Below are 24,320 nucleotides of genomic sequence, written 5' to 3' on the forward strand. Positions count from 1 at the left end.
GGTTGTGGGCGATGGCCACGCGCGGACGGATCTCTGCTGCGCAACTCGAATTACCGTGCGGAGGAAATATGGCAACCACGATCGGTCCGGAGTTGAGGGCCCAGGGGCAGCTGAGCACGAGTGGCGACTACCGGATGCTGCGGGTTGCGCTCTGGTCGGTATGCGTCTACGTCGGACTGGGGCTGTTGGGATTTGCGGTCTTCGCCGGGTTCTGGCCACCGCCGAGCCAAGACCTTGATGCCGCAGCCATCGCGGCATACTTCCGGGAGCATGAGGCCGCCATTCGAATCGGTATGGTGCTGATGGTCGTTGGTGCGCCGTGTTACTACACGTGGAGCATCGCGCTGTCGAAGATCATCGGGCGTATGGAAGGTCCGATGGGTCCGTTGTCCATGACCGAACTGATAGGCGGGCTGATGACGGGTGTCGTCACCGCCGTTCCCGCAGTCGTCTGGCAGACGGCGGCATTTCGTTCGGAATCCCGCTCGGCAGAGACCATTCAGACGCTGTACGACTTCGGCTGGCTGTTCTTCGATCTGACGTTCATGTTCTCGTTCCTGCAGAGCGCCGCTCTGGGAATCGCGATCCTGATGGATCGCCGCCGCGAGCCCCTGTTCCCTCGATGGGTCGGCTATGTCTGCTTTCTCACCGCCGCGGTCTACGTTCCGCTCACTCTTGTGCCGTTCGCGCGCACCGGGCCGTTCGCCTGGCACGGACTCTTGAACTTCTGGGCCGTGTTCGTGATGTTCTTCGTCCTGATCGCCGTGCTGACGCCGTACGCGTTCCGGGCCCTCCGGCGCCTCGAAGCCGAGTGAGCAGATGCTGTCGAGGAGCTGCGTGAGCGCGGTCGTTGTCGCGGTAGGTGTCGCCGTGGCGGTCGTCGGGGCAGCTCCGGTCCATGCTGATCCGCTGGATGAGCCTTGTGCGTTGGCGGTGTCGCTGCTCTGCAGATTCATGCCGATCGCTCCTGAGCTCGAAGGCGATGTGGACTACACCCAACAGCAGACCGGGGCAGGGATTCTGGCACCGGAGTCGGCGCAGCCCGTCGATCCCTGTGCCGGCGGCTGTATCTGATGAGCGCCACCCGTACCTTGCCTGATGGGGCGGTGAGTGGCGATGAACTCAGCCGGTGACGTCCCGGCCGATCAGTTGCCGCGCGACGATCCACTGCTGGAGTTCATTGGCGCCTTCGAAGATCTCGAGAATTTTGGCGTCGCGATACATCTCTTCCAGCCGGACCGATTCTCCGGTTTCGCCCACCTGGCGGGCGAAACCGAGAGCGCCGTGGATCTGTATCGCGTCGCGGATCAGGTCGTTGGCCAAGCGGGTGCCGTAGGCCTTGGCCATTGCGGCTTCGGGTTCGGCATTGCGGTCGCCGCGGTCGAGCAGGGTGGCCGCCTTCTGGTAAAGAGTGCGGGCGCATTCGATTTCGGTGGCGCGCTGGGCCATCGTGAACTGCCAATGTTGCATCGCACCTAGTGGTCCGCCGAAGACGTGGCGGGTGCGCAGGCGTGCGACGGCGAGATCCAGGGCGGCCTGGGCGACACCGACACCCGCGGCGCCGATGCCGACGCGGCCGCGCACGAGCGCCGATAGCGCAACGCTGAGGCCGTTTCCTGCGTGGCCGAGCAGGTTGGCATGCGGGACAAGAACGTCGGTGAAAATGATGTCAGCGGTGATCTGTCCGCGGTGCCCCATCTTCAGGTCCGGCACGCCGATCCGTACGCCCGGTGACGACAGGTCGATCAGCAGCATCGTCGCTCGGTCGCTACCGGCGCCGGCACGCACCAGCACCGACACCCAGCCCGCCACGATGCTGTTCGTGATCCACCGCTTGCGGCCGTTGACCACATAGCCCGCCGGGGTGTCCTCGGCCACGGTGTGCATGCGCTCGGCGGTGAGGTCTGAACTGGTCTCCGGCTCGGTGGTGGCGAAGGAGAACGCGGTCTGTCCGCTGATCAGCTCGGGGATCAGCTGTCTGCGCAGTTCCTCCGAAGCGTAAGTGAGTGTCTGTGGTACCAGGATGCATTGGCCGTCGTAGACGCCGGCCATGGAGGACGAGTGATACGCGATCTCCTCGGTGACGGTGCAGGTGCCGAGCATCGGGTGCTGCAATCCGCGCCCGTACTCGGACCCGAACGGAACAGCGAACATCCCCTCGTCGGCGAGGCCGCGGAACGCGGACCAGGGGAAGCTGTCGGCAGATTCCTCACGTTGCCCGATCTCGCGGGCGAACGGCGCCAGCCGCTTCTCGACGGCGGACCGCGCCTCCATGCGTAGCTCGATGATCTCGTCCGGCAGCCACACATCATGGGTCATGTGGTCTTGAGTTCGCGGCACCGGGGGATTGGCGGGCGGCGCATCCGTGGTCGACATCTGCACTCCTTCTGTGTCGAGTCCACAGTAACAGTCGAGTGTGACTGTTTATAGTTCGTTTTGGTCTTCGAGGAGGAAGTGGTGGGCGATCGACTTCCAGAGCCCGAGATGCGGATCTTTCTCGGGATCGCGTTCCATGAAGGTGTAGGTGAGGGCGACACCGCGCATGCTGCTGAACAGCAGGTCGCGCACGGTGTCGAACTGTGGGTGACTGCTGTGCACCGGCCCGAACATCGTGGCGATGACGCTCTGGATCGCACGTCCGAGCCGGCGCTCGGCAGTGGCAACCTCGTCGCGCAGCGCCATGTCGGTGCGTGCGGCCGACCACAGTTCCATTGCGGCCCAGAAGTAGGGCTGACGAAAGGTGTTCCACAATTGGTGAATTGCGGTGTCGATCCGTTCCGATCCGCCGGGGTCGGGGTCGTCGGTGCGTTCGAACCAGCTCTCCATCTCGGCTATCCGCTCGCCGGCAAGGTGATGCGCAGCGGCGACCAGCACGGCGTCGCGGGAGGGAAAATGGTGCAGTAGTCTGCCGCGGGTAACCCCGGCGCGTTCCTGAATGGCCACGGTGGTTGTGCTGCTGTAGCCGAGTTCCACCAAGACATCGACGGCGGCGTCAAGGATGAGCGCTCGGCTGCTGGCACGCCGGCTCGCTTGCGACTTGCGGGTGGGCGGGTCGACAGTCGTCATCTCGGCATGGTAGCCGAGTTTCCGAAGAGTGCAGTCAGTGCTGACTTTTACTGGCTCGGGCGTTCCTCAGCTCGGCGTGCGTTCCTGGATGGGTTTGTTGAGCTCGCTGCGCACCTGCCGGGTGAGGTCGTCGGGTTCGGATGCGGAAGGCTGCCGATAGTTGCGCGTAGCGCCCTTTGTGGTCCGCGGGCGTCAGATGCACTCCTGCTCAGTCGTCGGCGATGCCGGAACCGGCGAGTGCGAGCACGGCGTCCTCGGGACGCCACACCGATTGGACGCCGGTCTTGAACCGCTCGAGGGTGTCGATGATCGTTTGCCCTTCCGGGGTGTGGCCCCAGATGCTGATGCCGTGATGGGTGGTTGGTTCCCAGGTCGATTCGTCGACGACGATCGGGTTCCAGCCGACTTCCCACTCGAAGCCCGACGGGCTGACGGCGTAGAACGACAGTTCCTTGTCGTTGGTGTGCTGGCCGACCGACAGGGCCATGTCGAAACCGAGTTGCTTGACCCGTTGATAGGCGAGGGTCATGTCGTCGAGTTCGGCGACCTGGACGTTGCAGTGCTGGATGCGGGTCCGGATCGGGTTGAGCGGCAGCCGGTTCACCGATGCGATGGCGACGGTGTGATGGCGTTCGTTGACTCGTAGGAAGCGGATCTTGAACTTCAGTCCGTTGATCGTCTCGTCGATGTAATCACTGAGCCGGGCGTCGAACACCGTGCTGTAGTAGCCACGCATCTGGTGCGGCTTGCTGGTCGCGATCGCCACGTGTCCCATACCGTCGACGCCGGTGACGAATCCACCGTGATTCACCATATGCATTGGTACAGTGGATATTCGAGCGTTGACGAACATCTCCTGAATCAAACCGTTGGGCCCGGGAAACCGGACAAACCGCTCGACGCCACGCAGCGCGGCCTCCTCTGCGGCCCCCTCGGTCACCGGCACGCCGTGACTGCGGATACGCGCCTCGATGGTGTCGAACGTGGCGTGATCATCGATCTGCCAGCCCAATGCCGTGGTGTCTTCGGCTGAACCCCGCTGCAGCAGAAAGCGGCATTCGTTGTCATCGAGCCGGAACCGCATCACGTCCGGGAGTGTCTCATCGACGTGCATGCCGATGGCATCGCGGCCGAATCGTCGCCAGTCGTCGAACTTCTCAGTCTCGATCACGAGATACCCGAGATGGACCTTGCCGAAGACGTCTGTGGTCGTGGTCACGAGAACGCCAATTGTGATTCGGTGCCGAGGAATTCGGTGACGAGCTGGTTGAACAACTCGGCGCGTTCCCACTGCATCCAGTGCCCGGTGTGTGAAGTCATCACGAGCTCCGCGTTCGGCATGAGGTTGAGCAGGAGCGGCCCGCCGGAAGGGCGGTTGACCTTGTCGTCGCGGCCCCACAGCACCAGGGTCGGATTGTTCAGGTGGCTGAGCCGTGTGTCGCGGGTCAGATCCATCCGCCAGAGTGTCCGCAGCCCCTTCGGCCGTTGCAGGGGAGGATGGGCCACTACTTCCGGATCGATCGAGGCCGCATAGCGCAGGTCGATCAGCTCGTCAGGGACCGCCGCACTGTCATAGACCAGATAGGTGCGGATGAACGCTGCCAGCTTTTCCCGGCTGGGACCCTCACCGCCGTAATAGGACAGCAGGCTCTTCAACCCTTCGGTGGGCAGACCTCGCGTAGTGCCGATGCCTCCCGGCCCCATGAGGACGAGTTTGCCGACGCGGTGCGGGGTGTCGAGGGCCAGTCGAAGGGCCGCTGCGCCCCCGTACGAGTTGCCGATCACATGCGCGGTCGCAATGCCCATTTCGTCGAGCAGGCCCCGGATCATGTCGGCCAGGTATCCGAAGGGATCGCGGTGGTCGACGTGTTTGGCCGAACGGCCGTAGCCGGGCATATCCGGGACGATCACGCGGTGCGAGCCTGCGAGGGCATCAATGTTGCGCGAGTAGTTCGACACTCCGGATGCGCCGGGACCGCCACCATGCAGCATGACCACGGGCGGGCCGTCTCCGCCTGTATCGGCGACGAATATGTCTGCGCCGTTGACGCGGACGGTGTGCTCAGATTCGACTCTGGTCATGCGTGGTCCTTAACTCGGTGGATGGTCGGGACGGTGAATCCGGCTGGCGGTGGGGGAAGTGGGTGCTCGCCGCCGGCGGCAAAGATGAATCCGTCGGGCCGCACGGCAACGGTGGATGCCTTCTTCTTCTCGAGCCAGCGGGTCAGAGTGCCGTCACGATCGACGACGCATTCGGCGGCCGGAGCGCTGCCGCGTGGGGCGATTCTCACTGCGGGCACGCCGGCAGATCGCCATGCGGGGGAAGGAGCCGCCGGCGCGGTATGCAGGATTGTCCACCGGCCGCCCATGACGTCATCGAGGCGAACCCGATCGCCCTTCTCGTCGGTGACCCAGGGTTGCGGAATGAGCCAGCCAACGGCGTCGTTACCGTTGCGCGCCAACAGCCCTTCGCGATAACGCGCGTCAGGTAGCCAGCGGTGGTCGCGCAGCCAGTCGTTGAAGTAGGGCACCTTGCCTGCGGTGCGGAAGAAGTGGTTGCGCACCGCGGCCCGCAGTGGATTTCGCTCGACGATGAGCTTGCCCGTCTTGACTGCCCGACCGGTGACTTCCTTGATATGGGGCAGTCGCTCGGCTTGATAGGTGTCGAGCACTGTTTCGGGCAGCGAGCCGGATAGAACAGCGTCGAGTTTCCAGCAGAGATTGGCCACGTCGCGGACGCCGGCGCACATACCCTGGCCGATCCACGGTGGCATCGCATGGGCTGCGTCGCCGGCGAGGAAAACCCGGCCCACCCGCCACCGTTCGGCGAACCGGACGTGGTGGCTGTAACAGGCGAATCCGATGATCTCGACATTCGCCTCGGTGATTCCCTGAGCGGACAGGACATCCCAAATGGCGTCGTCACTGAGCAGGTTCTTTTCGTCTTCCTCGGCGCGAACCGGGAATTCCCAGCGGTGGTGCCCCAGCGGAGTGGGGCAGTCGACGGTGGGCCGGGCAGGGTTGCAGTGGAATCGGAGCCGGTCATGGCCGGGCCACTCGTGGAGCACCTTTGTGTCGATCACGATCCAGCGCTCCGAGAAGGTACGGCCGCCGAAACCGACCCCCAGTTGTCCGCGAATCGAACTCGAACCCCCGTCGGCGGCGATCACATAGGAGGCGCGGACGCGCTTGAACTGATCTGTGGTCAGGTCGGCGAGCATCAACTCGACGCCATCCGGGTGCTGGATGAGGCGCAGGCATTCGTGTTCCAGCAGGATCGCGACGTTGGGGAAACGGTCGACCCCTTCGCGCAGGACTTTGTCCACCGCAGGCTGATAGATGAACTGCTGCGGCGGGTGCCCGTTGCCCCGGTCGATGGGTAGCAGCTTCACGAACTCCTCGCCCTTCGCGTCGACGAAGCTCGCACCCGCACCGGGTTGCATGTCGGCGTTGAGCCGGTCTGCCAGCCCCACCTGCTGCCAGATCCGCACCACCTCCTCATCGGTGGAGATGGCGCGTGCGCGGAAGTAGATGTCGGGGTCGCGCTCCACCACCACGACATTGAGGCCCATGTGGCCCAACAAGTTGGCCGCGGTGGCACCCACCGGTCCGTAACCGACGATCGCCACGTCATAGGTCGACGAATCATTCATGGCTGTTCTCAGCTGTCTGCCGTGTCCGCGTTCACCGGGGACTTGTCCTGTAGTGATCGCTACGGTAATGTAGCGATCACTACAGAGTCAAGAGGTAGGGAGAAGATGGCCACGCCAGACAAGCCCAAGCGTCGCCCGCGACGAGCGGATGGCGAGTTGTCCCGCAACCGAATTCTCGACGCGGCCACCGAGATCGCGGCCGAGCGCGGCTACGAGGGAACCAGCATCGGTGCGGTGAGCGCCAAGTGCGGACTGCCGGCCAGTTCGATCTACTGGCACTTCAAGGACAAGGACGACCTGATTGCGGCTGTGATCGAACGCAGCTTCGAGCACTGGCTGAAGGTGTGGCAGCTGCCCGAGGACGTCGTGGCTCGGGAACGCCTGATGGAGGTCGCGGTGGGCACGGCCAAGGCGGTGATGGACTCACCGGACTTCCTTCGCCTCGGCCTCATGCTCGCGCTGGAGCGCCGGCCGGTGGAACCGCGGGCGCGCGCGAGGTTCATCCAGGTTCGCGAGCAGGCGCACGAAGCGCTGTCGACGAGCCTTCGGGAACTGGCGCTAGGGCTGTCCGAGGCGCAGGTCGATCAATTGGCGACCTACGCCATCGCCGGTGCTGACGGCCTGTTCATTGCCAAGGAGATCGGCGGTGACACCGTGGATCTGGTGTCCTTGTTCACCCTTCACGGCAACGCGCTGTACGAAACGGCCATGCGAATGATCGAAGAGAACGAGCGGTGATGACCCTGACCCGCGACCAGATTGAGCAAGCCGCCGACTTGCTCGCGGTGGCTCATGCCGACGTGACCCCGATCGGTCAGCTGACGCAACGCTATCCCGGGATGGACCTCGCCGACGCTTACGCGATTCAGCAGCTGAACCTGGCCCGTCGACTGGCAACCGGCCGAACCTTGTTGGGGCACAAGATCGGGCTGACGTCCACACCGATGCAGAATCTGCTCGGTGTCGACGAACCCGACTTCGGATACATCCTCGACAGCATGGTGGTGCCCAACGGAGCCGCCGTGCGGTGCGGACAGTTCTGCGCACCCCGCGTCGAGCCCGAAGTCGCCTTCCTCCTTCGTGAACCGCTGTGCGGGCCGGAGGTGACCATCGACGATGTGCGGACCGCGACCGAGGCGGTCGCAGTAGCGCTCGAAGTCGTGGACAGTCGCATCGCCGACTGGAAGCTGACGCTGCGCGACACCGTCGCGGACAACGCCAGCTCCGGTGCGGTGGTCCTGGGTGACTGGGTGCCCTACAGCCGGGACGTCGAACTCGCTGCTGCCCGAGCGTCATTGTGGCTCAACGGGACCGAGGCTGACTCCGGTTCGGGTTCGGCGGTACTCGGTGACCCGGCAGCGGCGGTGGCCTGGCTGGCCAACGCGCTCGCCCCATTCGGCACGAAACTGTCACCCGGCCAATTCGTCATGTCGGGCTCGTTCACCACCGCCGCGTTCGTCCACCCCGGAGATACCGCGACGGCCACCATCAGCGGCCTGGGCACCGTGTCGCTGGCATTTACCTGAGGAAAAGCATGGAACCGCAACAAGAGTGGCCGGTTGCCATCATCGGCTCGGGCAACATCGGCACCGACCTGATGATCAAGATCCTACGCAGCGACGGCCCACTGACGATGGGCGCGATGGTCGGCATCGACCCGGAATCCGACGGGCTCGCTCGAGCCCAACGGATGGGTGCCGCCATCACGGCCGACGGAATCGACGGCCTGCTTGCGATGCCGAACTTCGGCGACATCAAGCTGGTCTTCGACGCCACCTCCGCCGGCGCACACCGGGCGAACTGGGCCACACTCAAGGACACCGGGGTGCGCGTCCTCGATCTGACCCCGGCCGCCATCGGGCCTTACTGTGTGCCGGTAGTCAACCTCGATGACCACCTCGACGCCCCGAACCTCAACATGGTGACCTGTGGTGGACAAGCCACGGTGCCGATCGTTGCCGCGGTTGCACAGGTGGGCATCGTGTCCTATGCCGAGATCGTCTCGTCGATCTCGGCGAAGTCCGCCGGTCCGGGGACTCGGGCCAGCATCGACGAGTTCACCGAGACCACTGCCGCCGCACTGCAGGCCGTCGGGGGAGCGCAACGCGGGCGGGCGCTGATGGTCCTCAATCCCGCCGACCCGCCGGTGTTGATGCGCAACACCGTCTACTGCCTTGTCGACGGAGACGCCGACCACGGCGCGATCGAGCGGTCGGTCGAGGCGATGGTCGACCAGGTGCGAGCGTATGTTCCCGGCTACCGGCTCAAGCAGCGAGTGCAGTTCGAGACTTTTGCCGCCGACAGTCCGCTGTTCCTTCCGGAAACAGGGAAGTTCACCGGCACCCGGGTCACCGTGCTTCTCGAAGTCGCCGGCGCAGCCCACTATCTACCCGCATATGCCGGAAACCTCGACATCATGACGTCGGCAGCCAAAGCCACCGCCGAGCGGATCGCCCTGCACGCCAGCCGAACTGCCGGAGCCCGGTCATGACGCACGATCTGTACATCAGCGATGTCACGCTGCGTGACGGGATGCATGCCGTTCGTCACCAGTACGGCATCGAGCAGGTCAAAGGCATCGCCACCGCTCTGGATGACGCCGGGGTGGATTCCGTCGAGGTCGCCCACGGCGACGGACTCGCCGGCTCGACGTGCAATTACGGCTTCGGTGCGCATACCGACCTGGAATGGATCGAAGCCGTTGCCGGAGTGGTCAAGCGCGCCAGGGTGGCAACATTGCTGTTACCGGGAATCGGCACCGTCAGAAACCTCATAGATGCCCACCGGGCCGGTGCGAGCGTGGTTCGGGTGGCTACCCATTGCACCGAAGCCGACATCTCCGCCGGACACCTTGCCGCCGCACGCGAACTCGGCATGGACGCCGTCGGATTCCTGATGATGAGCCACCTGACCACCCCCGACGAGCTGGCCGGGCAGGCCACGTTGATGGAGGGCTACGGCGCAACCTGTGTCTATGTTGTCGACTCCGGCGGCGCGATGACGATGCGTGACGTAGCCGAGCGGGTCGATGCGTTGCGCCAAAGCCTCTCGCCGACAACTGAGGTCGGCATTCATGCCCACCACAATCTGTCGCTGGGGGTGGCGAACTCGATCGTCGCGGTGCAGTGCGGTGCCAACCGAGTCGACGCCTCGCTGGCCGGGATGGGCGCCGGTGCGGGCAATGCGCCGTTGGAGGTGTTCATCGCCGCCGCCAGCCGCATGGGCTGGCATCATGGCTGCGACCTGCACGCTCTCGAGGACGCCGCCGACGACCTGGTCCGACCCTTGCAGGACAGACCGGTCCGGGTGGACCGCGAGACCCTGACGCTGGGCTACGCCGGCGTCTACTCGAGTTTCCTGCGTCACGCGGAGGCGGCTGCGGAACGCTACGACATCGACGCGCGCACACTGCTAGAGGAGGCCGGCCGCCGCGGGATGGTCGGTGGCCAGGAGGACCTGCTTGTCGACATCGCACTCGACCTCACCAGCGGTGAAGCGGTGCGGTGACCTCTCGACCGTGCTCTCTGACACACCACGACCGGCTCACGTCAACCCTGAAGTGGTTGTGCCGCAACCGACTCAGCTGCGCGCGACGATCACCGGAACCCGAGCCGCCTGGACGACGGCGGAACTGACCGAGCCCAGTAGGGTACTTGCCACCGCGCCGTAGCCGCGACTGCCGACGACGAGCAATTGTGCCGTCTCCGCCTGTTCGACGAGGTGGCGCGCGGGCTGGTCCAGCACGACGACGCGACGGACCGCCACGTCGGGGTGGCGCTTCTGCCAGTCCACCAACTCGGCGGAAACTTCTCGTTCGATGTCCGGTCGCAGGTCATCCCAGTCGAATCGGGGGAGCTCCCAGGCACCCGGTGACCACCAGGCGTGCAGCACAACGAGTTCCACCCGACGCCGCTGCGCCTCCTCGAAGGCCAGCGCGATGGCAGACGTGGATGCGGCGGAGCTATCGAAGCCCAGCACGACCGGATCCTTCGAGTCATGCGGCGGCAGGTAGTCGTCATGGGTCACGGTGACGGGGCAATGGGCCCGGTGCACCAGTGCGGTGCTGACCGAGCCGAGCAAGGTTCGCGACAAGGCCCCCCGCCCGCGATTTCCCACCACCACCATGCCGGCGTGCTTGGAGCGTTCGACAAGGCTGGCCGCCGGTGCGGCCGAGCTGAATGCTGTCGTGACCCGGACGGCGCCGTGGGTGGTCTCCGTGGCGATCTTTTCGGCGTCTTCGAGAATCCGCGCGCCGAGTTCCTGCTGCCAGTCTAGCAATCCGTCCGGCGGCGGCAGCACCGGCCAGGTGCCGAGGATCGGCGCAACCGCGTGGACGATCGTCAACGCCGAGTCGTGAAGGGCGGCTTCGGTGGCCGCCCAGCGCAGCGCCGTCTCCGATGACGGGGACCCGTCGACACCCACCAGGATGCCCGCGTCCAATGATCCGCCCATGATCGGTCGATCCCTTCGCCAGGATGGGCCGCGCCGCCCATCCGGGCGCCCGGCACTGCCAACCTATGACGCGCCGCCGCCCGAGGGAAGGGTCATTCGGCCTCGAACGCCGCTGGATCCCGGCCGATCACTCGGCCAGGCGCGATGGCTGGTTCAGTCGGGAAACGAACGCGGCCGCCTGTGCCCGCCGCTCCATCCCGAGTTTGGCCAGCAGCCGGGACACGTAGTTCTTGATCGTCTTCTCCGCGAGGAACATCCGGGCGGCAATCTGCTTGTTGGTCAGGCCTTCGCCGATCAGTGCGAGCAATGTTCGCTCCTGGGCGGTCAACCCGGAGAGCGGATCGGAGTGTTCGGCCGACTCGCGCAACTTGGCCATCAACGCCGCGGCGGCGCGATTGTCGAGCAGTGACCGACCGGCGCCGACGTCCTTGATCGCGCGGGCGAGCTCCATGCCCTTGATGTCCTTGACCACGTAGCCGCTGGCCCCGGCGAGGATGGCATCGAGCATGGCCTCCTCGGACGTGAACGAGGTGAGCATGAGGCAGCGGAGGTCGGGCATCCGGGCGAGCAGGTCACGACACAGTTCGACACCGTTGCCGTCCGGCAACCGCACGTCCAGCACTGCCACGTCCGGCCTCAGGGCGGGGATCTGCGCCAACGCATGAGAGACCGAACCGGCCTCGCCGATGACCTGGAGTTCGGGGTCGGTGCTGAGCAGGTCGATCAGTCCGCGTCTGACCAGTTCGTGGTCATCGACGAGAAACACAGTCACCATGGCTGTCCAACCCTCCCGCAGCCGACCGCGGGCGGGTGACCATTGTGCTGCGGGCGGAGTCTGCGGCGACCACGTTGCCATGTGGCAGCCGCGCCACAGTAGGGCCCTTTGGCACCTCGGCGGTGACCAACGCCTCCAGATCGCCCGGCTGCACCCGCAATATCGTCGTGCCGAGAGGTAAGGAGATCGACATGAAATCATCCGGTGTACCGGCGGGTCCCTATGGGGTCGTCGTGGGAGTGGACGGCTCGACGGCTTCACTGGCCGCGCTGGAGTGGGCGGCGCGTGATGCGGATCTGCGCGACCTCCCGCTCACCCTCGTCCACGTGCTGGCTCAGGTGGACGCCGCGGCCTGGATCGACGTACCCATCCCCGAGGACTTCCTCGAAATGCGGGATCGGCGAGGTGAGGAGATCATGCGCGATGCCGTCGACGCGGCGGCACAGCGGATTTCCGATGAATCACGCGTCCCCATCCGCCAGTGCATGGTCGAGGGTCGTGCCGCCGGGACGCTGGTGGACATGTCCAAGGACGCCCAGATGGTCGTGGTGGGATGTCGGGGGCTCGGCAAGATCGAGGGTCTGGTTCTCGGCTCGGTGAGCGCAGGCCTGTTGCATCACGCCCACGGCCCGGTTGCCGTTGTCCACGAGGACTTTTCGGCGTCGTCCCGTCCAGCCGACGCGCCCGTGGTGGTGGGCGTCGACGGCTCACCTGCTTCAGAACTCGCCGTCGAGGTCGCCTTCGACGAGGCGTCCCGGCGGGGTGTCGGGCTGATCGCCGTGCATGCGTGGCTCGACCGCAGCGCGACCGTACCGGGACTGTACTGGGAGGATTTCCGCGTCGATGCCCAGGAGACCCTCGCCGAGCGGCTCGCCGGCTGGTCGGAGCGTTATCCCGACGTCGCTGTCGAGCGCACTGCGGTGGAGAGCAAGCCGGCCGAGCAGCTCATCGCGCTGTCGGAGTCGGCTCAGCTGGTGGTCGTCGGCAGCCATGGGCGCGGCGGGTTTGCCGGCCTGCTGCTCGGTTCGGTGGGTTCGGCGGTGGCGCACGGAGCGCGCAGTGCCGTGATCGTGGTCCGTCCGCGGTGACGGGCATCCCGGCGGTCGACGGGCCCTCACGGTAGGAGCACCGCAGCCCCCGCGATACGCCCCGACTTGAGGTCATTCAGTGCCCGGTCGGCGTGATCGAGCGCGTAGGGAAGTGCGGTGACCTCGATACGGTGCTGACCGGCGAACGCCAGGAACTCTCGAGCGTCTGCGCGCGTGTTCGACGACACCGACCGGATCTGTCGTTCCTGGAACAGATGACGTTGATAGTTCAGGGCGGGCACGTCGCTGAGATGGATGCCGGCGATCGCCAGGGTGCCGCCGCGGTCGAGACCCTCGAGCGCGGGCGGCACCAGGTCACCGACCGGTGCGAACAGAATGGCGGCGTCGAGCGGCAACGGCGGTGGGTCGGCGGCTGCCTGTGCGGACGCCGCGCCCAGTGCGAGGGCCAGTTCGCGCGCCTGCCGGCCCCGGGTCATGACATGCACCTCTGCCCCCTGGGCGAGGGCAACCTGAGCGGTGATGTGGGCGCTGCCGCCGAAACCGTAGATGCCGAGCCGGCCGCCGGGCGGAAGCTGCGCCCGCAGCAGCGACCGGTAGCCGATGATGCCCGCACACAACAGCGGGGCGAGTTCGGCGTCCGAGTAGCCGGACGGTAGCGGATGCACGTAATCGGCTGGTGCGGTGAGGAATTCGGCATATCCGCCGTCGGCGTCCCATCCCGTGTAGCGCGAGTCCGGGCAGAGGTTCTCGGCACCGCGCACGCAGAAACGACAGCGCCCACAGGTGTGTCGGAGCCATGCGACGCCCACCCGGTCGCCGACGGCGATACCCGGCCCGACGCCGGTGCCGATCCCGACGACCTCGCCGACCACCTCGTGCCCGGGAGTGACGTGTGGTCGGTGTACCGGTAGGTCGCCCTCGGTGACGTGCAGGTCCGTGCGGCACACCCCGCACGCCGTCACGGCGACCAGCACCTCGTCCTCGCCGGGTTCTGTGACCGTGGTGGTGACGTAGTCAAGGGGACGTGTAATGAGCGGGCCCGGAGAGGTAACCCGCCATGCCGACATCATGTGTGTGCTCACCGGTCCATCGTCGGTCATGGCGGACTGCTTGGGATGAGGACGGCCGATTGACTGCCTCCCGGGGTCTTTCGGCCCTAAGCCGGACGGCCGTTCGCGGGTTACGTTTGTGCGCACATGCTTCACACAATGAGCAGTTTTGCTCGAAGGGGAGCCGACCGTGCTCAATCATGCCGTCCCGACAACGGGCCACATTCGTGCGATGGATCGGGACGAGTTGGGTGAAGTCATCGCCGAGGTGCAGGCCAAGTTCCCGGAACGGCCGCTGGAGGAAGTCGAGGATGTCGTACGCGGCGCCTACCGGCATCTGGCACGCACGGCGACGGTCACCGCACACCTGATTCCGTTGACGCTGAATCGGAGTATGCGCCTGATGCGGATACAGCGGGATCGGCACCCTGCGGATCGCCCGCGCGAATTCCTGGTCCTGGCTGAGACGTCGACCTATATTTCCGGATGAGCAGTCGCGGCGCCGGCTGGCGCCACTGGGCACCGGGCGTGGCCAACCTGCAGGGCTATCAACGGCAGTGGTTCCGGGGCGATCTGCAGGCGGGGTTGAGCGTCGCCGCCTACCTGGTGCCGCAGAGCATGGCCTACGCCACCCTCGCCGGTCTCAGTCCCGCCGTGGGTTTGTGGACCGCACTGCCGGCGCTCCTCGTCTACGCCGTGCTCGGTTCCTCTCGGCAGCTGTCGATCGGTCCGGAATCGACCACCGCCCTGATGACATCGTCGGCGTTGGCGGTGGTGGTCGCCGACGGTGACCCGGCGCGCTATATCGCCTGCGCGGCCGCGCTGACCCTGCTGGTCGGGCTGACCTGTTGCCTGGCAGGAGTTCTCCGACTCGGGTTCCTGGCCGGCCTGTTGTCGAAACCGGTTCTGGTGGGATACATGACCGGGATTGCGATCGCCATGGTGGTGAGCCAGTCGGGCACCCTGCTCGGGCTGGACCTCTCTCGCACCGACCTGGTGGGGCAGGCCCGCGAACTCCTCGCGGATATGGGCGACCTGCACTGGCCCACCGCGTTTCTGGGTGCCGGACTGCTCGTTTTCCTGCTGGCCGTCGATCGATGTGTACCCCAGGTGCCGGGGCCGCTGATCGGTGTCCTCGGCGCCACGATCATCGTGTCCGTCTTCGCGCTGCACCAGCACGGTATCGACGTGGTCGGTGCGATCCCCTTGGGCATACCGGCACCGGGTCTACCGGAGATACCGCTGGAAACGCTGCGCGAACTCATCGTTCCCGCACTGGGAATCGCGATCGTGGCCTTCTCGGACGACGTCCTGACCGCCCGGGGCTTCGCCGCCCGCGCCGGTGAGGACATCGATGCGAATGCCGAGTTGCGCGCCCTGGGGGTCGCCAATCTGGCGGTGGGGCTGGCCCGGGGATTCCCGGTGAGTTCCAGCGGAAGCCGCACCGCCCTCGGTGTGGCCGCGGGTGCACGCACACAGGTGCATTCGCTGGTGATCGTGGTCGTTGTCCTCGGCGTCGCGACCTGGGGGCGCGGTCTGGTCGCGGCTATTCCTTCCGTTGCCTTGGGAGCACTGGTCGTGTTCGCGGCGATCAAGCTGGTGAATATCGCGGAATTCCGCCGGCTCGCTCGATTCCGGCGCAGCGAACTGCTTCTCGCGGTGGTGACAGCCGTCTGCGTGCCGGTGTTCGGAGTGCTCAACGGGGTGCTGGTGGCAGTCGCGCTGTCGATCCTGGAACTGATGCGGCGCATCGCCCGTGCCCACGACAGCGTGCAAGGCCTGGTGCCCGGCGTGGCCGGCATGCACGATATCGACGACTACCCGCAGGCCGAACTGGTGCCCGGACTCGTGGTGTATCGGTACGACGCGCCGCTGTGCTTTGCCAATGCCGACGACTTCCGCCGGCGTGCGATGGCCGCCGTCGACCGGTCACCGACGCCCGTGCGCTGGTTCGTCCTGAACGCCGAGGCCAACGTCGAAGTGGACCTGACTGCTCTGGACGCGCTGGACGGCATCCGGCAGGAATGCAACCGGCGGGGCATCGTCTTTGCGATGGCGCGGGTCAAACACGATCTGCGCGAGGCGTTGCGCGCCGCGGGCATGCTCGAACTGATCGGGTCTGACCATATCTACATGACGCTGCCGACTGCCGTGGCTGCCTACCGGCGGTGGTGCAGCGCGCAGCCGGGTCCCGAGCTTTAGGGACTTCGGACTCTGTGTGTGACCCGAGGACGGCGCGATATTGAGATGACAACTTCGTGTTTCACCCCTGGAGCGTGGAAAGAGATGACCGTGCACTTTCCTGACACCGCGACGATTCGCACGGCGCTGTCGATGGCCACCCGCGCTCCGTCGGTGCACAATTCGCAGCCGTGGCAGTGGCGGGTGGGCGACCGAAGCGTCCACCTGTACGCCGACCCCGGCCGGCGTCTATCACGTACCGACCCCGATGGACGTGACCTCCTGATCAGCTGCGGTGCGTCGCTGCACCACGCCACGACGGCGTTCGCCGCACTGGGCTGGCAGTGCAAGGTCAGCCGGTTGCCGAACGCGGCCGAGCCCGATCATCTGGCTGCGATCGAATTGACGATGGGTGAGCCGGATGAGAAGGACATCGCGCTGGCCGCCGCCATCCCGCGCCGCCGCACGGACCGCCGGTACTTCAGCCACTGGCCGGTGCCGCACGCGGATATCGTGACGATCGGGGTGCGGTTGGCCCGGATGGGAGTGCAGTTGCGCCACGTCGAGACGACGATCGACATCCGGGCGATCGTCGCCGAGGCGGTGTGGCTGCACGCCAACGACGCCGAGTACCTCGCAGAACTGACGACGTGGAGCGGTCGTTACTCCTCGATTGCCGGGGTGCCGGCGCGCAGCACCCCGGAGTCCGACTCGATGGCCGCCCTACCCGGTCGGCTGTTCGCCGGGCCGGCGCTGGCGCAGCCGCCCGGTGCCACGGCCGCAGACGATCACGGCCTGCTGTTGGCGCTGGGCACCGGGGATGACGATGCGCTGGGCCGGTTGCGGGCCGGCGAGGCGACCAGCGTGGCGCTGCTGACCAGTACGGTGCTGGGGCTGTCCAGCTGCCCGGTGTCAGAGCCGCTCGAGATCGCCGAGACGCGTGCCGCGCTCCGATCCGAGGTGTTCGATGACGAAGCCTATCCACAGATGATGCTGCGCATCGGTTGGGCGCCGGTCGGTGCCGACCCGTTGCCCGCGACGGCGCGGCGAGCGGTCGACGACGTCGTGCACACCCTCGACGGTGGCCCGGTGTCTTAGGCCGGGTGGTCAGTCCAGCAGTACCGGTACGGTCCAGCGCACCGTGGTGCCGGATCCGGGCGCGGTGACGATGGTGCACGTCCCGCCGAGATGTTCTGCCCGCCAACGCATATTGGCAAGACCGCTGTGGCGCACGTTGTCTTCGGGTATGCCGTCGCCGTCGTCGGCGATCTCCACGGTGAAATCGTCGTCCACCATGACGGTGACGTTGATATGCGAGGCATGAGCATGACGCACCGCATTGCTGATGGCCTCACTGGCCACCGCCTCGGCGTGTTCGCACACCGCGGCGGCGACGCCGCCCAACGGACCGGCCACCCGCACCGAGGTGGCGATACCGCTGTCACCCGCCAGTTCGGAGATCAACGCTTGCAACCGGACCCGAAGATCAGCGTTCTTCGCGACGGGCGACTCCAATTTGAAGATGGTGGACCTGATGGTCTCGATGGTGCTCTGCAGTTCGTCGACCGTACGGGCCAGGCGATCGTTGACCTCCGGCGACCTCGACCGCGCGATGGTGCCCTGAACGTCCAAACCCGCGGCGAACAACCGCTGGATGACGTGGTCGTGCAGGTCGTGCGCGATGCGCTCCCGGTCGGCGAGCACCAGCAATTCACGTTCGCGTGCCCGCGACGATGCCAGGGTCAGTGCGATTGCGGCATGCCGTGCGAAGTCGCGGACGAGGTCCAGATAGGACGGGTCGAACGGTGCGTCATCCTGGTGGCGAGCGATGGCGAGGACGCCGATCACGGCGTCCTCGAGGGTCAGCGGCATGACGATCGCCGGCCGCTGACCGACATCGGTGAAGGACTGGATCGGGTGCAGGAACGACTCGGTGATGACCGGCATCTTGGACCGGAACACGCTGCCGCTGGTCGACGAATCGATGGGGACACGTTGTCCGACGACCTTCTCGGCGTGCAACCCCACCGCTGTGGACACGATCAAGGTCCGGGCGTCGTCGTCGGAATCGCCGGTCTCGGGCACCAGGACGATCGCCTGCTCGGCGTCGGTCAGGTCGCGGGCGCGTTCGGCGATCAGGCGCAGCGGGTTCTCCGACCCCGGGCCCCCTGAGAGGAGGGCCGTGCTGATCTCGCGGCTTGCCTGCATCCAGGTGGCGGCCGCCCGCACCCGCTCGAACAGGCGTGCGTTGTCGATGGCGACCGCGGCCGCGGACGCCAGCACCCGCACGGACACTTCGTCGCTCTCCGAAAACGTGGGGCCCGGCCGGTCGTGGGTGACGTACAGGCTCCCGTACACCTCGCCGCGGATGGTGATCGGAACCCCCAGGAAGGCGTGCATCGGGGGATGATGCGGCGGGAAACCGGCCGCCGCCGGGTGGTCGGCGAGATCATCGAGGCGCAGCGCCGGGGCGTCCTGCAGCGGAACGCCGAGTACACCCTTGCCGACCGGTAGCGGCCCGATACGTTCGACGAGTGCGGGGTCGATGCCCTGGTGCAGGAAGGACGTGAGTGCGCCGCCGCCGTCCCGCACCCCCAGCGCGCCGTACCGCGCACCGGTCAGCGTGATCGCCGCGTGGGTGATCCGATCGAGGGTGGCGTCCAGATCCAGGTCGGAGCTGATGCCCATGATGACGTGCAACAGCTTCTCGGTCTGATCGGAGGCGCCTTGCAGCTCATCGAGCTGCAGGTGTATCTCGCCGACCAGGTCGGGCTTGCCCAGATGGGTGAACGCCGACTCTTCGTTCTTGATTTCCACGGCACCCCCTGCGGGCCAGGGTACGCGCTCATGTGCGGCCGCAATACGGCGATGTGGGATCAGGGTTCGAGTTCCGGGGCGGTGTGGAAAGCCGTGGCCCGGCCGGGCCGGACGGCAGGCGCCGTGACCAAGGAAACCCAGGCAGAGGGCCTTTGGCCCTGCCTGCCGAGGGTGGGCCGGTGGTTCCCTGAGATGGGCCGATCAGCCCGGTCGCAGGGACTCATCGAGGGAGACGACATGAACGTGTCGCAACGGGCCGACGGTCATACGCGTAATTTCGCCAGGGTTCTCGGACCGCTCCTTGGCATGATGTCGTTCGCCGTGCTGCTGCGTGCCGACGATCTGACACCGATTCTGTCCGAGTTCTCCGCCAGCGCCGTGTGGCCCTGGGTGACAGGTGTGTTCGTGACGGCCGCGGGGATCGCGGTCGTCACCTTTCACCGGTCATGGCGGGGCGCCACGGCGTTCATCGTTTCGCTGCTGGGTTGGACGATGCTGGCAAAAGGCATCCTGCTGCTCACCTTTCCCGCCGCGCTGGATTCGCTGGCACAACGGATGTTGAGCGCGACGGCGGTCGTGCCCGTTGTCTACGCGCTCCTGATGGTGGGTTCGCTCTATGTGAGCTACATGGGGTGGCGGTCCGAGCGTCCCCCCAACGACAAGGGCGCGTCCCACGGGCAAGTGGCCGAAACACCTCACGGTTGAGGACCACCGGCCCTAGCCCAGGACTGCGAACCGTCGCATGGTGACCACATGGTCAAGTACATCGTGAACGGGGTGGTGGTCGTCGCCGGCCTGGTGGGATTGCGGCAGTTCTACCGAAACTGGGGCACGACGAAGGGGGAGTGCACCTCGCGCCTGCCCGGCGACGACCTTGTGGGCGCGCCTGCCGTCCAGACCACCGAAGGCGTGTGGGTGGACGCACCAGCGGACGCGGTCTGGTCAGAGTTGTTGCGGACCCTTCGGAATCGTGCCGGCATGAGCCGATGGATGGCTGCGCCATTGCAGGTGGCCCACCTGTCCGAGGGCGCTGTCCTGGTGTTGCAGTCGACGCCGAAGGGCCTGCACGCGGGCGCCGTGTGGTCGGTGAGCGTGATTCCGCACGGTGCGGACCGCTGCCGGGTACTGCTGCGGTGCCGGATCGGTCTGCGACACCCCGGTCAAGTCGTCGGCGTGGAACTGCTCGGCCCCGTGCGGGCTCTCGTGACACGGGCCATGTTGCGTGGCGTCCAGCGTCGAGCAGAAAGCGCCCCATTCCGGGTGACAGCCGAGGCGGCGGGAGTGCGCAGATTCGCCAGCGCCGGCGCGGATCCGGTAGCCCGCTGATTCGCCACGTCCGCACGTGGTGACAGCGGCGCGTCGGTGGTGCGTCACCGGTGGCATCATCTCAGCGGACAGGCGAAAGGACTCCGGAGTATGGATGTGCACCCCTTCCCCATCCTCGCCGCAGTGCTGGCGCTGGCCACCGTCGCCGGGCTTGTCGTCGCCCGCCTGCACCAACCTCTGCTCGTCGCGTTCCTGGCGGTCGGCGTCGCCGTCGGTCCGGTGGGCACCGGATGGGTATCGGCCGACGGCACGATAGAACTGTTGGCCGACTTCGGGATCGCACTGTTGCTGTTCCTCGTCGGGCTCCGACTCGACGTGCAGATGATTCGGAGCACCGGCCCCGTGGCGGTGATCACGGGGCTGAGCCAGGTGGTGATCACCGCGGTGCTCGGTTACCTCGCGGCGTTGGCATTCGGAATGGACGGCCTCACCGCGCTCTACATCGCCATGGCACTGACCTTCTCGTCGACGATCATCATCGTGAAGTTGTTGTCGGACAAGCGCGAACTCGACCAACTACACGGGCGCATCGCGGTCGGCCTGCTCATCGTGCAGGACCTCGTGGTGGTGGTCGTGATGATCGTGCTGACCGCTTTCGGGCAGGACACCGGTGGCGGGCTCGGCCACGGCGTGGTGGATGTGCTCCTCAAAGGGGCGGGGCTGCTGGGCGCGGCGTGGCTGTTGATGCGCTATGTGCTGCCCTGGCTTTTGCCGCACATCGCGAGAATGGCGGACCTGCTGGTGTTGTTCGGCGTCGCGTATGCGGCGTCGATGGCCGCGCTGAGCGAATGGCTGGGATTCAGCTCCGAAGTGGGCGCCTTTCTCGCCGGAGTCTCGTTGGCGAGCACGCCGTTCCGGGACGCCCTCGGCGCCCGGCTGGCCAGCCTGCGTGACTTCCTGCTGCTGTTCTTCTTCCTCGAACTGGGCTCCCGACTCGAATTCACCGATGTCGCAGGACAGATCCTCCCGGCAGTGGTGTTCGCCGCGCTGGTGCTGATCGGAAAGCCGTTGATCGTGATCGCGGTGATGTCGCTGATGCGTTATCCGTTGCGCGTCAGCGTCCTTGCCGGACTACCGCTGGGGCAGATATCGGAGTTCTCCTGGATCCTGGCCGCTTTGGGGCTCAGCCTCGGTCACATCACCAACGCCACGGTCAGTCTCATCACCCTGGTGGGACTCATCACGATCGCCGTGTCGACGTACCTGATCACCTATTCCGAACAGATCTACGACCGCGTCAAGAGCGGTTTGGCTCGCCTGGAGCGGCGACGGCCCCGCGATCCGAAAACCGTTGTCGCCGATGATTGTGACGTGATCCTCTACGGCCTGGGCCGGTTCGGCGGACACCTGGCCCACCGGCTGAGCGAGGCCGGCCACCGGGTCCTTGCGGTGGACTTCGATCCACACCAGATCAAGACGCATTCCGGTGACGAGTTCGCCGTGGTGTTCGGCAGTGCCGAGGACGAGCAGCTGCTCGAGGCGCTGCCGCTGGCGCAGGCGAAGTACGTCATCAGCGCCATTCCGATAGTGACGATCAACCTGACGCTCTTACACGCCCTGCGCCACCACGGATTCGGCGGCACCATCGCGCTCACCGCACACACCCACCACGATGCCGAGCGCCTGCGCGCCGCCGGGGTCCACACCGTGCTCGAGCCGTTTTCCACGGCCGCGCGCGCGACGTCGGACACGCTGCACGAACTGCTCACCGACGGCGGCGACGCGACGGGTGATGACGGGAAGTCCGGCGGTCACAGTGACAGATAGGTCTTGGCGATGCGCCTGGTCGCCGCCGGCGCGTAACGAATTCGCCGAACGGAACCTGCTGCCGCACAACGACGATGTAGTCTGACAAGAGAGTTGATGGTTCAGAAAGGGCGGTCTCGTGATGTCAACCGGTCACGATCACTCGCCGGATCACGGTGGCGAGGCCGAACCGGACTACCGCTTCACGCTGGCGAACGAGCGCACCTTTCTGGCCTGGATCCGCACGGCGCTGGCGCTGATCGCCGGCGGTATCGCCGTGGTGCAGTTCGTGCCGTCCTTCGGTATCCCCGGTGTGCGGCACGGTCTGAGCGTGGTGCTCACCGCCGGCGGTGGGCTGCTGGCGGCACTGGCGGTGCGGCGCTGGCAACGCGTACAGACGGCGATGCGCCGTGACGAGGACCTGCCGCCCACGCTGGTGCCGGTGCTGCTCGGCGGCGCGATCTTCGTGGTCACCGTCGCGGTCCTGGTGATCCTGGTCGTCTGGCCGCCGGCCCGGGGGTGAGATGGCACGCCGAGAGCCGTGGAAACCCGGACTGCCCGCCGAGCGCACGTTGTTATCATGGGAGAGAAGCGCATTCGGATTCCTGGTCGGTGGCGCGCTGGTGATGTTGCGCCAACACGGCCCGCTCGGGCCGGGCCGGACAGCGCTGGCGCTGACGGCGACGGCGCTCGCCTTGCTCGTCCTGGCGCTCGGTTATCGGCGGTCGCGGCAGATCCGAGCCGCGGACGGCGCGGTCATGCCCGCTCCACGTACCGAGATCCTGCTGATCGGCGGCGCCACCGTCGCGTTCGCGGCGGCTGTTGTCATCGCGCTGCTCGTCTCGGCGGTGTTCGGTTAGCGGACGAGGCCCAGCTTCTCGGCGGTGTCGAAATCGTCGTCGATGAGGACCACGGCGCGGTCGGCGCGGTCGATCAACGAGGCGGCGATGGAGGAGCGGTAGCCGGAGGCGCAGTGCACCCACACGTCGCCGCCGGGCACTTCATCGATGCGCCTGCTGATTTCGTGCAGCGGGATGTTGAGCGCGCCCGGAATATGGCCGTCGTCGAACTCACCGCTCTGCCGGACATCGAGCACGGCGGGCCGTCGCGTGCCGAGCGCCTCGGCCAGGTCGGCGAAATCCGCGACCCGGTAGGACCGTAGCGGTGTATCCCCGGTCAGCGTGTGTACCTCGCCCACGGCCGACCCGGTGAGGTTGTCGACGCCGATGCGCGCCAGTTCGCGCCGGGCATCGGCGATCTGGGACTCGCTGTCGCCGATGAGGGTCAGCGGAGACCCCCAGGAGTAGAGCCAGCCCAGGTAGGTGACGAAGGAATCCGAGAGCTCGAACCCGACCGAGCCGTCGAGGTGCCCGGCGGCGAAGGCGGTGCGGTTGCGCAGGTCCACCACCCACTCGCCGGCGTCGATGCGCCGACGCAGTTCGGCGGGGTCCACCGGCAGTGGAAGCGACAGGTCCACCGGCGCCGGACCCCGGGCGTTGATGACGCCCATGTGTGCGTAGTAGGCGGGGTAGGCCGACAGGCCGGCGATCAGCTCGTCGACATAACTCTGCTCGTCCTGGGTCAGTGCCGGATTGTCCTGGCGCTGATCGGCAATGGTTGATGCGTCGCCGCTGGCCGGGGTCGCCGAGCAGAAGCTGCCGAAGCCGTGTGTCGGGTAGACCTGGGCATTCTGGGGCAGTTCGGCCGCAAGCCGGCGCACCGAGTGGAACTGCGCGTGGCTGAGCTCTTCGGTGTGCTCGGAGCCCAGCAGGTCGGTACGGCCGGTCGTGCCGTGCAGCATCGACCCGCCGGTGAACACGCCGAGCACCGCGTCGGCGGCGTCGTGCAGCACGTAGCTGACGTGGTGGTGGGTATGGCCGGGGGTGTGCATGACCCGCAGCCGGATCGGCCCGACATCGATCACGTCGCCATCGCCGACAGCGCGGCGCTGGTAGCCGACCTCGTCACCGGCGGGCACCACGTATTCGGCATCGACGGTGCGGGAGAGCTCCAGACCGCCGGTGACGTAGTCGTTGTGGATGTGTGTCTCGAGCACATGGGTGATCCGCACCCCCCGCTCACGGGCCAGGTCCAGCACCCGGTCGATATCGCGTTGCGGATCGATCACCACGGCGATGTCGTCGATGCTGATCAGGTAGCTGCGGTCACCCAGTCCGGTGGTTTCGATGATGGCCACGTCGATCTG

Annotated in this window: 25 protein-coding genes; 15 read left to right on the forward strand and 10 right to left on the reverse strand. The window is 66.5% G+C overall.

Going from position 1 to position 24,320, the window contains the following annotated elements; translation table 11 throughout:
• Positions 1-2 precede the first annotated feature (2 nt).
• Positions 3-815: a hypothetical protein gene (locus C6A86_RS07850; protein WP_142407102.1), complete on the forward strand. Its 813-nt coding sequence runs from the start codon at positions 3-5 to the stop codon at positions 813-815.
• A 22-nt stretch (positions 816-837) separates the two neighbouring features.
• Positions 838-1,074 carry a fibronectin-binding protein gene (locus tag C6A86_RS07855; RefSeq protein WP_233213287.1) on the forward strand — a complete coding sequence of 79 codons (237 nt, stop codon included), beginning with the start codon at positions 838-840 and terminating at the stop codon, positions 1,072-1,074.
• Between the two features lie 48 nt (positions 1,075-1,122).
• Here the strand turns inward: C6A86_RS07855 and C6A86_RS07860 are convergent, their stop codons facing one another.
• From C6A86_RS07860 to C6A86_RS07880, 5 genes are all read right to left on the reverse strand, one after another.
• Positions 1,123-2,376, reverse strand: coding sequence for an acyl-CoA dehydrogenase family protein (locus C6A86_RS07860; protein WP_233213288.1), 1,254 nt, complete (start codon positions 2,374-2,376; stop codon positions 1,123-1,125).
• A gap of 48 nt (positions 2,377-2,424) precedes the next feature.
• Positions 2,425-3,066 (reverse strand): TetR/AcrR family transcriptional regulator, encoded by a 642-nt coding sequence (locus tag C6A86_RS07865; RefSeq protein ID WP_105366651.1) that lies wholly within the window; start codon positions 3,064-3,066, stop codon positions 2,425-2,427.
• A gap of 208 nt (positions 3,067-3,274) precedes the next feature.
• Positions 3,275-4,285, reverse strand: coding sequence for a VOC family protein (locus tag C6A86_RS07870; RefSeq protein WP_105366652.1), 1,011 nt, complete (start codon positions 4,283-4,285; stop codon positions 3,275-3,277).
• Positions 4,282-5,148: an alpha/beta fold hydrolase gene (locus C6A86_RS07875; RefSeq protein WP_105366653.1), complete on the reverse strand. Its 867-nt coding sequence runs from the start codon at positions 5,146-5,148 to the stop codon at positions 4,282-4,284. Before C6A86_RS07875 ends, C6A86_RS07870 begins: the two co-directional genes overlap by 4 nt.
• Positions 5,145-6,719 (reverse strand): bifunctional 3-(3-hydroxy-phenyl)propionate/3-hydroxycinnamic acid hydroxylase, encoded by a 1,575-nt coding sequence (locus tag C6A86_RS07880; protein WP_105366654.1) that lies wholly within the window; start codon positions 6,717-6,719, stop codon positions 5,145-5,147. Before C6A86_RS07880 ends, C6A86_RS07875 begins: the two co-directional genes overlap by 4 nt.
• Positions 6,720-6,824: 105 nt before the next feature.
• Here C6A86_RS07880 and C6A86_RS07885 point away from each other — a divergent pair, with 105 nt between their 5' ends.
• Genes C6A86_RS07885 through dmpG form a run of 4 tightly spaced genes read left to right on the forward strand, consistent with a single transcriptional unit; the run spans position 6,825 to position 10,226 of the window.
• Complete coding sequence (locus C6A86_RS07885) at positions 6,825-7,457, forward strand: TetR/AcrR family transcriptional regulator (RefSeq protein WP_105366655.1); 633 nt, start codon at positions 6,825-6,827, stop codon at positions 7,455-7,457.
• Positions 7,457-8,245 (forward strand): 2-keto-4-pentenoate hydratase, encoded by a 789-nt coding sequence (locus C6A86_RS07890; protein WP_105366656.1) that lies wholly within the window; start codon positions 7,457-7,459, stop codon positions 8,243-8,245. The genes C6A86_RS07885 and C6A86_RS07890 overlap by 1 nt, the downstream gene beginning before the upstream one ends.
• 8 nt (positions 8,246-8,253) lie before the next feature.
• A complete protein-coding gene (locus C6A86_RS07895; RefSeq protein WP_105366657.1) occupies positions 8,254-9,210 on the forward strand; it encodes an acetaldehyde dehydrogenase (acetylating) in 957 nt (318 codons plus the stop codon).
• Positions 9,207-10,226 carry a 4-hydroxy-2-oxovalerate aldolase gene (gene dmpG, locus C6A86_RS07900; protein ID WP_105366658.1) on the forward strand — a complete coding sequence of 340 codons (1,020 nt, stop codon included), beginning with the start codon at positions 9,207-9,209 and terminating at the stop codon, positions 10,224-10,226. The genes C6A86_RS07895 and dmpG overlap by 4 nt, the downstream gene beginning before the upstream one ends.
• 72 nt (positions 10,227-10,298) lie before the next feature.
• Here the strand turns inward: dmpG and C6A86_RS07905 are convergent, their stop codons facing one another.
• Together C6A86_RS07905 and C6A86_RS07910 are read right to left on the reverse strand one after the other, a co-directional pair.
• Positions 10,299-11,171, reverse strand: a complete 873-nt coding sequence (locus C6A86_RS07905) for a universal stress protein (protein ID WP_105366659.1) — start codon at positions 11,169-11,171, stop codon at positions 10,299-10,301.
• A gap of 127 nt (positions 11,172-11,298) precedes the next feature.
• Positions 11,299-11,946 (reverse strand): response regulator transcription factor, encoded by a 648-nt coding sequence (locus C6A86_RS07910; RefSeq protein WP_105366660.1) that lies wholly within the window; start codon positions 11,944-11,946, stop codon positions 11,299-11,301.
• Positions 11,947-12,137: 191 nt separating this feature from the next.
• Between C6A86_RS07910 and C6A86_RS07915 the strand changes: the two genes are divergently transcribed.
• Positions 12,138-13,034: a universal stress protein gene (locus C6A86_RS07915; RefSeq protein ID WP_105366699.1), complete on the forward strand. Its 897-nt coding sequence runs from the start codon at positions 12,138-12,140 to the stop codon at positions 13,032-13,034.
• 26 nt (positions 13,035-13,060) lie between these two features.
• Here C6A86_RS07915 and C6A86_RS07920 read toward each other — a convergent pair whose 3' ends face one another.
• Complete coding sequence (locus tag C6A86_RS07920) at positions 13,061-14,095, reverse strand: zinc-binding alcohol dehydrogenase family protein (protein WP_199196468.1); 1,035 nt, start codon at positions 14,093-14,095, stop codon at positions 13,061-13,063.
• Between the two features lie 181 nt (positions 14,096-14,276).
• On the opposite strand from C6A86_RS07920, the gene C6A86_RS07925 reads away from it, so the two are divergent.
• The 3 genes from C6A86_RS07925 (at position 14,277) to C6A86_RS07935 (ending at position 17,323) form a co-directional block, all read left to right on the forward strand.
• Positions 14,277-14,534 (forward strand): three-helix bundle dimerization domain-containing protein, encoded by a 258-nt coding sequence (locus C6A86_RS07925; RefSeq protein WP_105366661.1) that lies wholly within the window; start codon positions 14,277-14,279, stop codon positions 14,532-14,534.
• Positions 14,531-16,246 carry a solute carrier family 26 protein gene (locus C6A86_RS07930; protein ID WP_105366662.1) on the forward strand — a complete coding sequence of 572 codons (1,716 nt, stop codon included), beginning with the start codon at positions 14,531-14,533 and terminating at the stop codon, positions 16,244-16,246. The genes C6A86_RS07925 and C6A86_RS07930 overlap by 4 nt, the downstream gene beginning before the upstream one ends.
• A gap of 84 nt (positions 16,247-16,330) precedes the next feature.
• Positions 16,331-17,323: an Acg family FMN-binding oxidoreductase gene (locus C6A86_RS07935; RefSeq protein WP_105366663.1), complete on the forward strand. Its 993-nt coding sequence runs from the start codon at positions 16,331-16,333 to the stop codon at positions 17,321-17,323.
• A 9-nt stretch (positions 17,324-17,332) separates the two neighbouring features.
• Here the strand turns inward: C6A86_RS07935 and C6A86_RS07940 are convergent, their stop codons facing one another.
• Positions 17,333-18,979, reverse strand: coding sequence for a GAF domain-containing sensor histidine kinase (locus tag C6A86_RS07940; RefSeq protein ID WP_233213292.1), 1,647 nt, complete (start codon positions 18,977-18,979; stop codon positions 17,333-17,335).
• Between the two features lie 186 nt (positions 18,980-19,165).
• On the opposite strand from C6A86_RS07940, the gene C6A86_RS07945 reads away from it, so the two are divergent.
• The 5 genes from C6A86_RS07945 to C6A86_RS07965 all read left to right on the forward strand — a co-directional run bounded on the left by C6A86_RS07945 (position 19,166) and on the right by C6A86_RS07965 (position 22,974).
• On the forward strand, positions 19,166-19,747 hold the full coding sequence (locus tag C6A86_RS07945) for a hypothetical protein (protein ID WP_142407103.1): 582 nt from the start codon (positions 19,166-19,168) through the stop codon (positions 19,745-19,747).
• 48 nt (positions 19,748-19,795) lie between these two features.
• Entirely contained in the window at positions 19,796-20,368 is a 573-nt protein-coding gene (locus C6A86_RS07950) for a hypothetical protein (protein ID WP_105366665.1), read from the forward strand.
• Positions 20,369-20,458: 90 nt separating this feature from the next.
• The gene (locus C6A86_RS07955; RefSeq protein WP_105366666.1) at positions 20,459-22,135 is read left to right on the forward strand and encodes a cation:proton antiporter; all 1,677 of its coding nucleotides are present in this window, start codon (positions 20,459-20,461) and stop codon (positions 22,133-22,135) included.
• Between the two features lie 121 nt (positions 22,136-22,256).
• Entirely contained in the window at positions 22,257-22,637 is a 381-nt protein-coding gene (locus tag C6A86_RS07960; RefSeq protein ID WP_105366667.1) for a YidH family protein, read from the forward strand.
• Position 22,638: 1 nt separating this feature from the next.
• Complete coding sequence (locus tag C6A86_RS07965) at positions 22,639-22,974, forward strand: DUF202 domain-containing protein (RefSeq protein WP_105366668.1); 336 nt, start codon at positions 22,639-22,641, stop codon at positions 22,972-22,974.
• On the opposite strand, the gene C6A86_RS07970 is transcribed toward C6A86_RS07965, so the two are convergent.
• The gene (locus tag C6A86_RS07970; protein ID WP_105366702.1) at positions 22,971-24,317 is read right to left on the reverse strand and encodes an MBL fold metallo-hydrolase; all 1,347 of its coding nucleotides are present in this window, start codon (positions 24,315-24,317) and stop codon (positions 22,971-22,973) included. The two genes, C6A86_RS07965 and C6A86_RS07970, sit on opposite strands and share 4 nt — an antisense overlap.
• Positions 24,318-24,320 lie beyond the last annotated feature (3 nt).

It is taken from the genome of Mycobacterium sp. ITM-2016-00316 (assembly GCF_002968335.2).
Taxonomy (GTDB): Bacteria; Actinomycetota; Actinomycetes; order Mycobacteriales; family Mycobacteriaceae; genus Mycobacterium.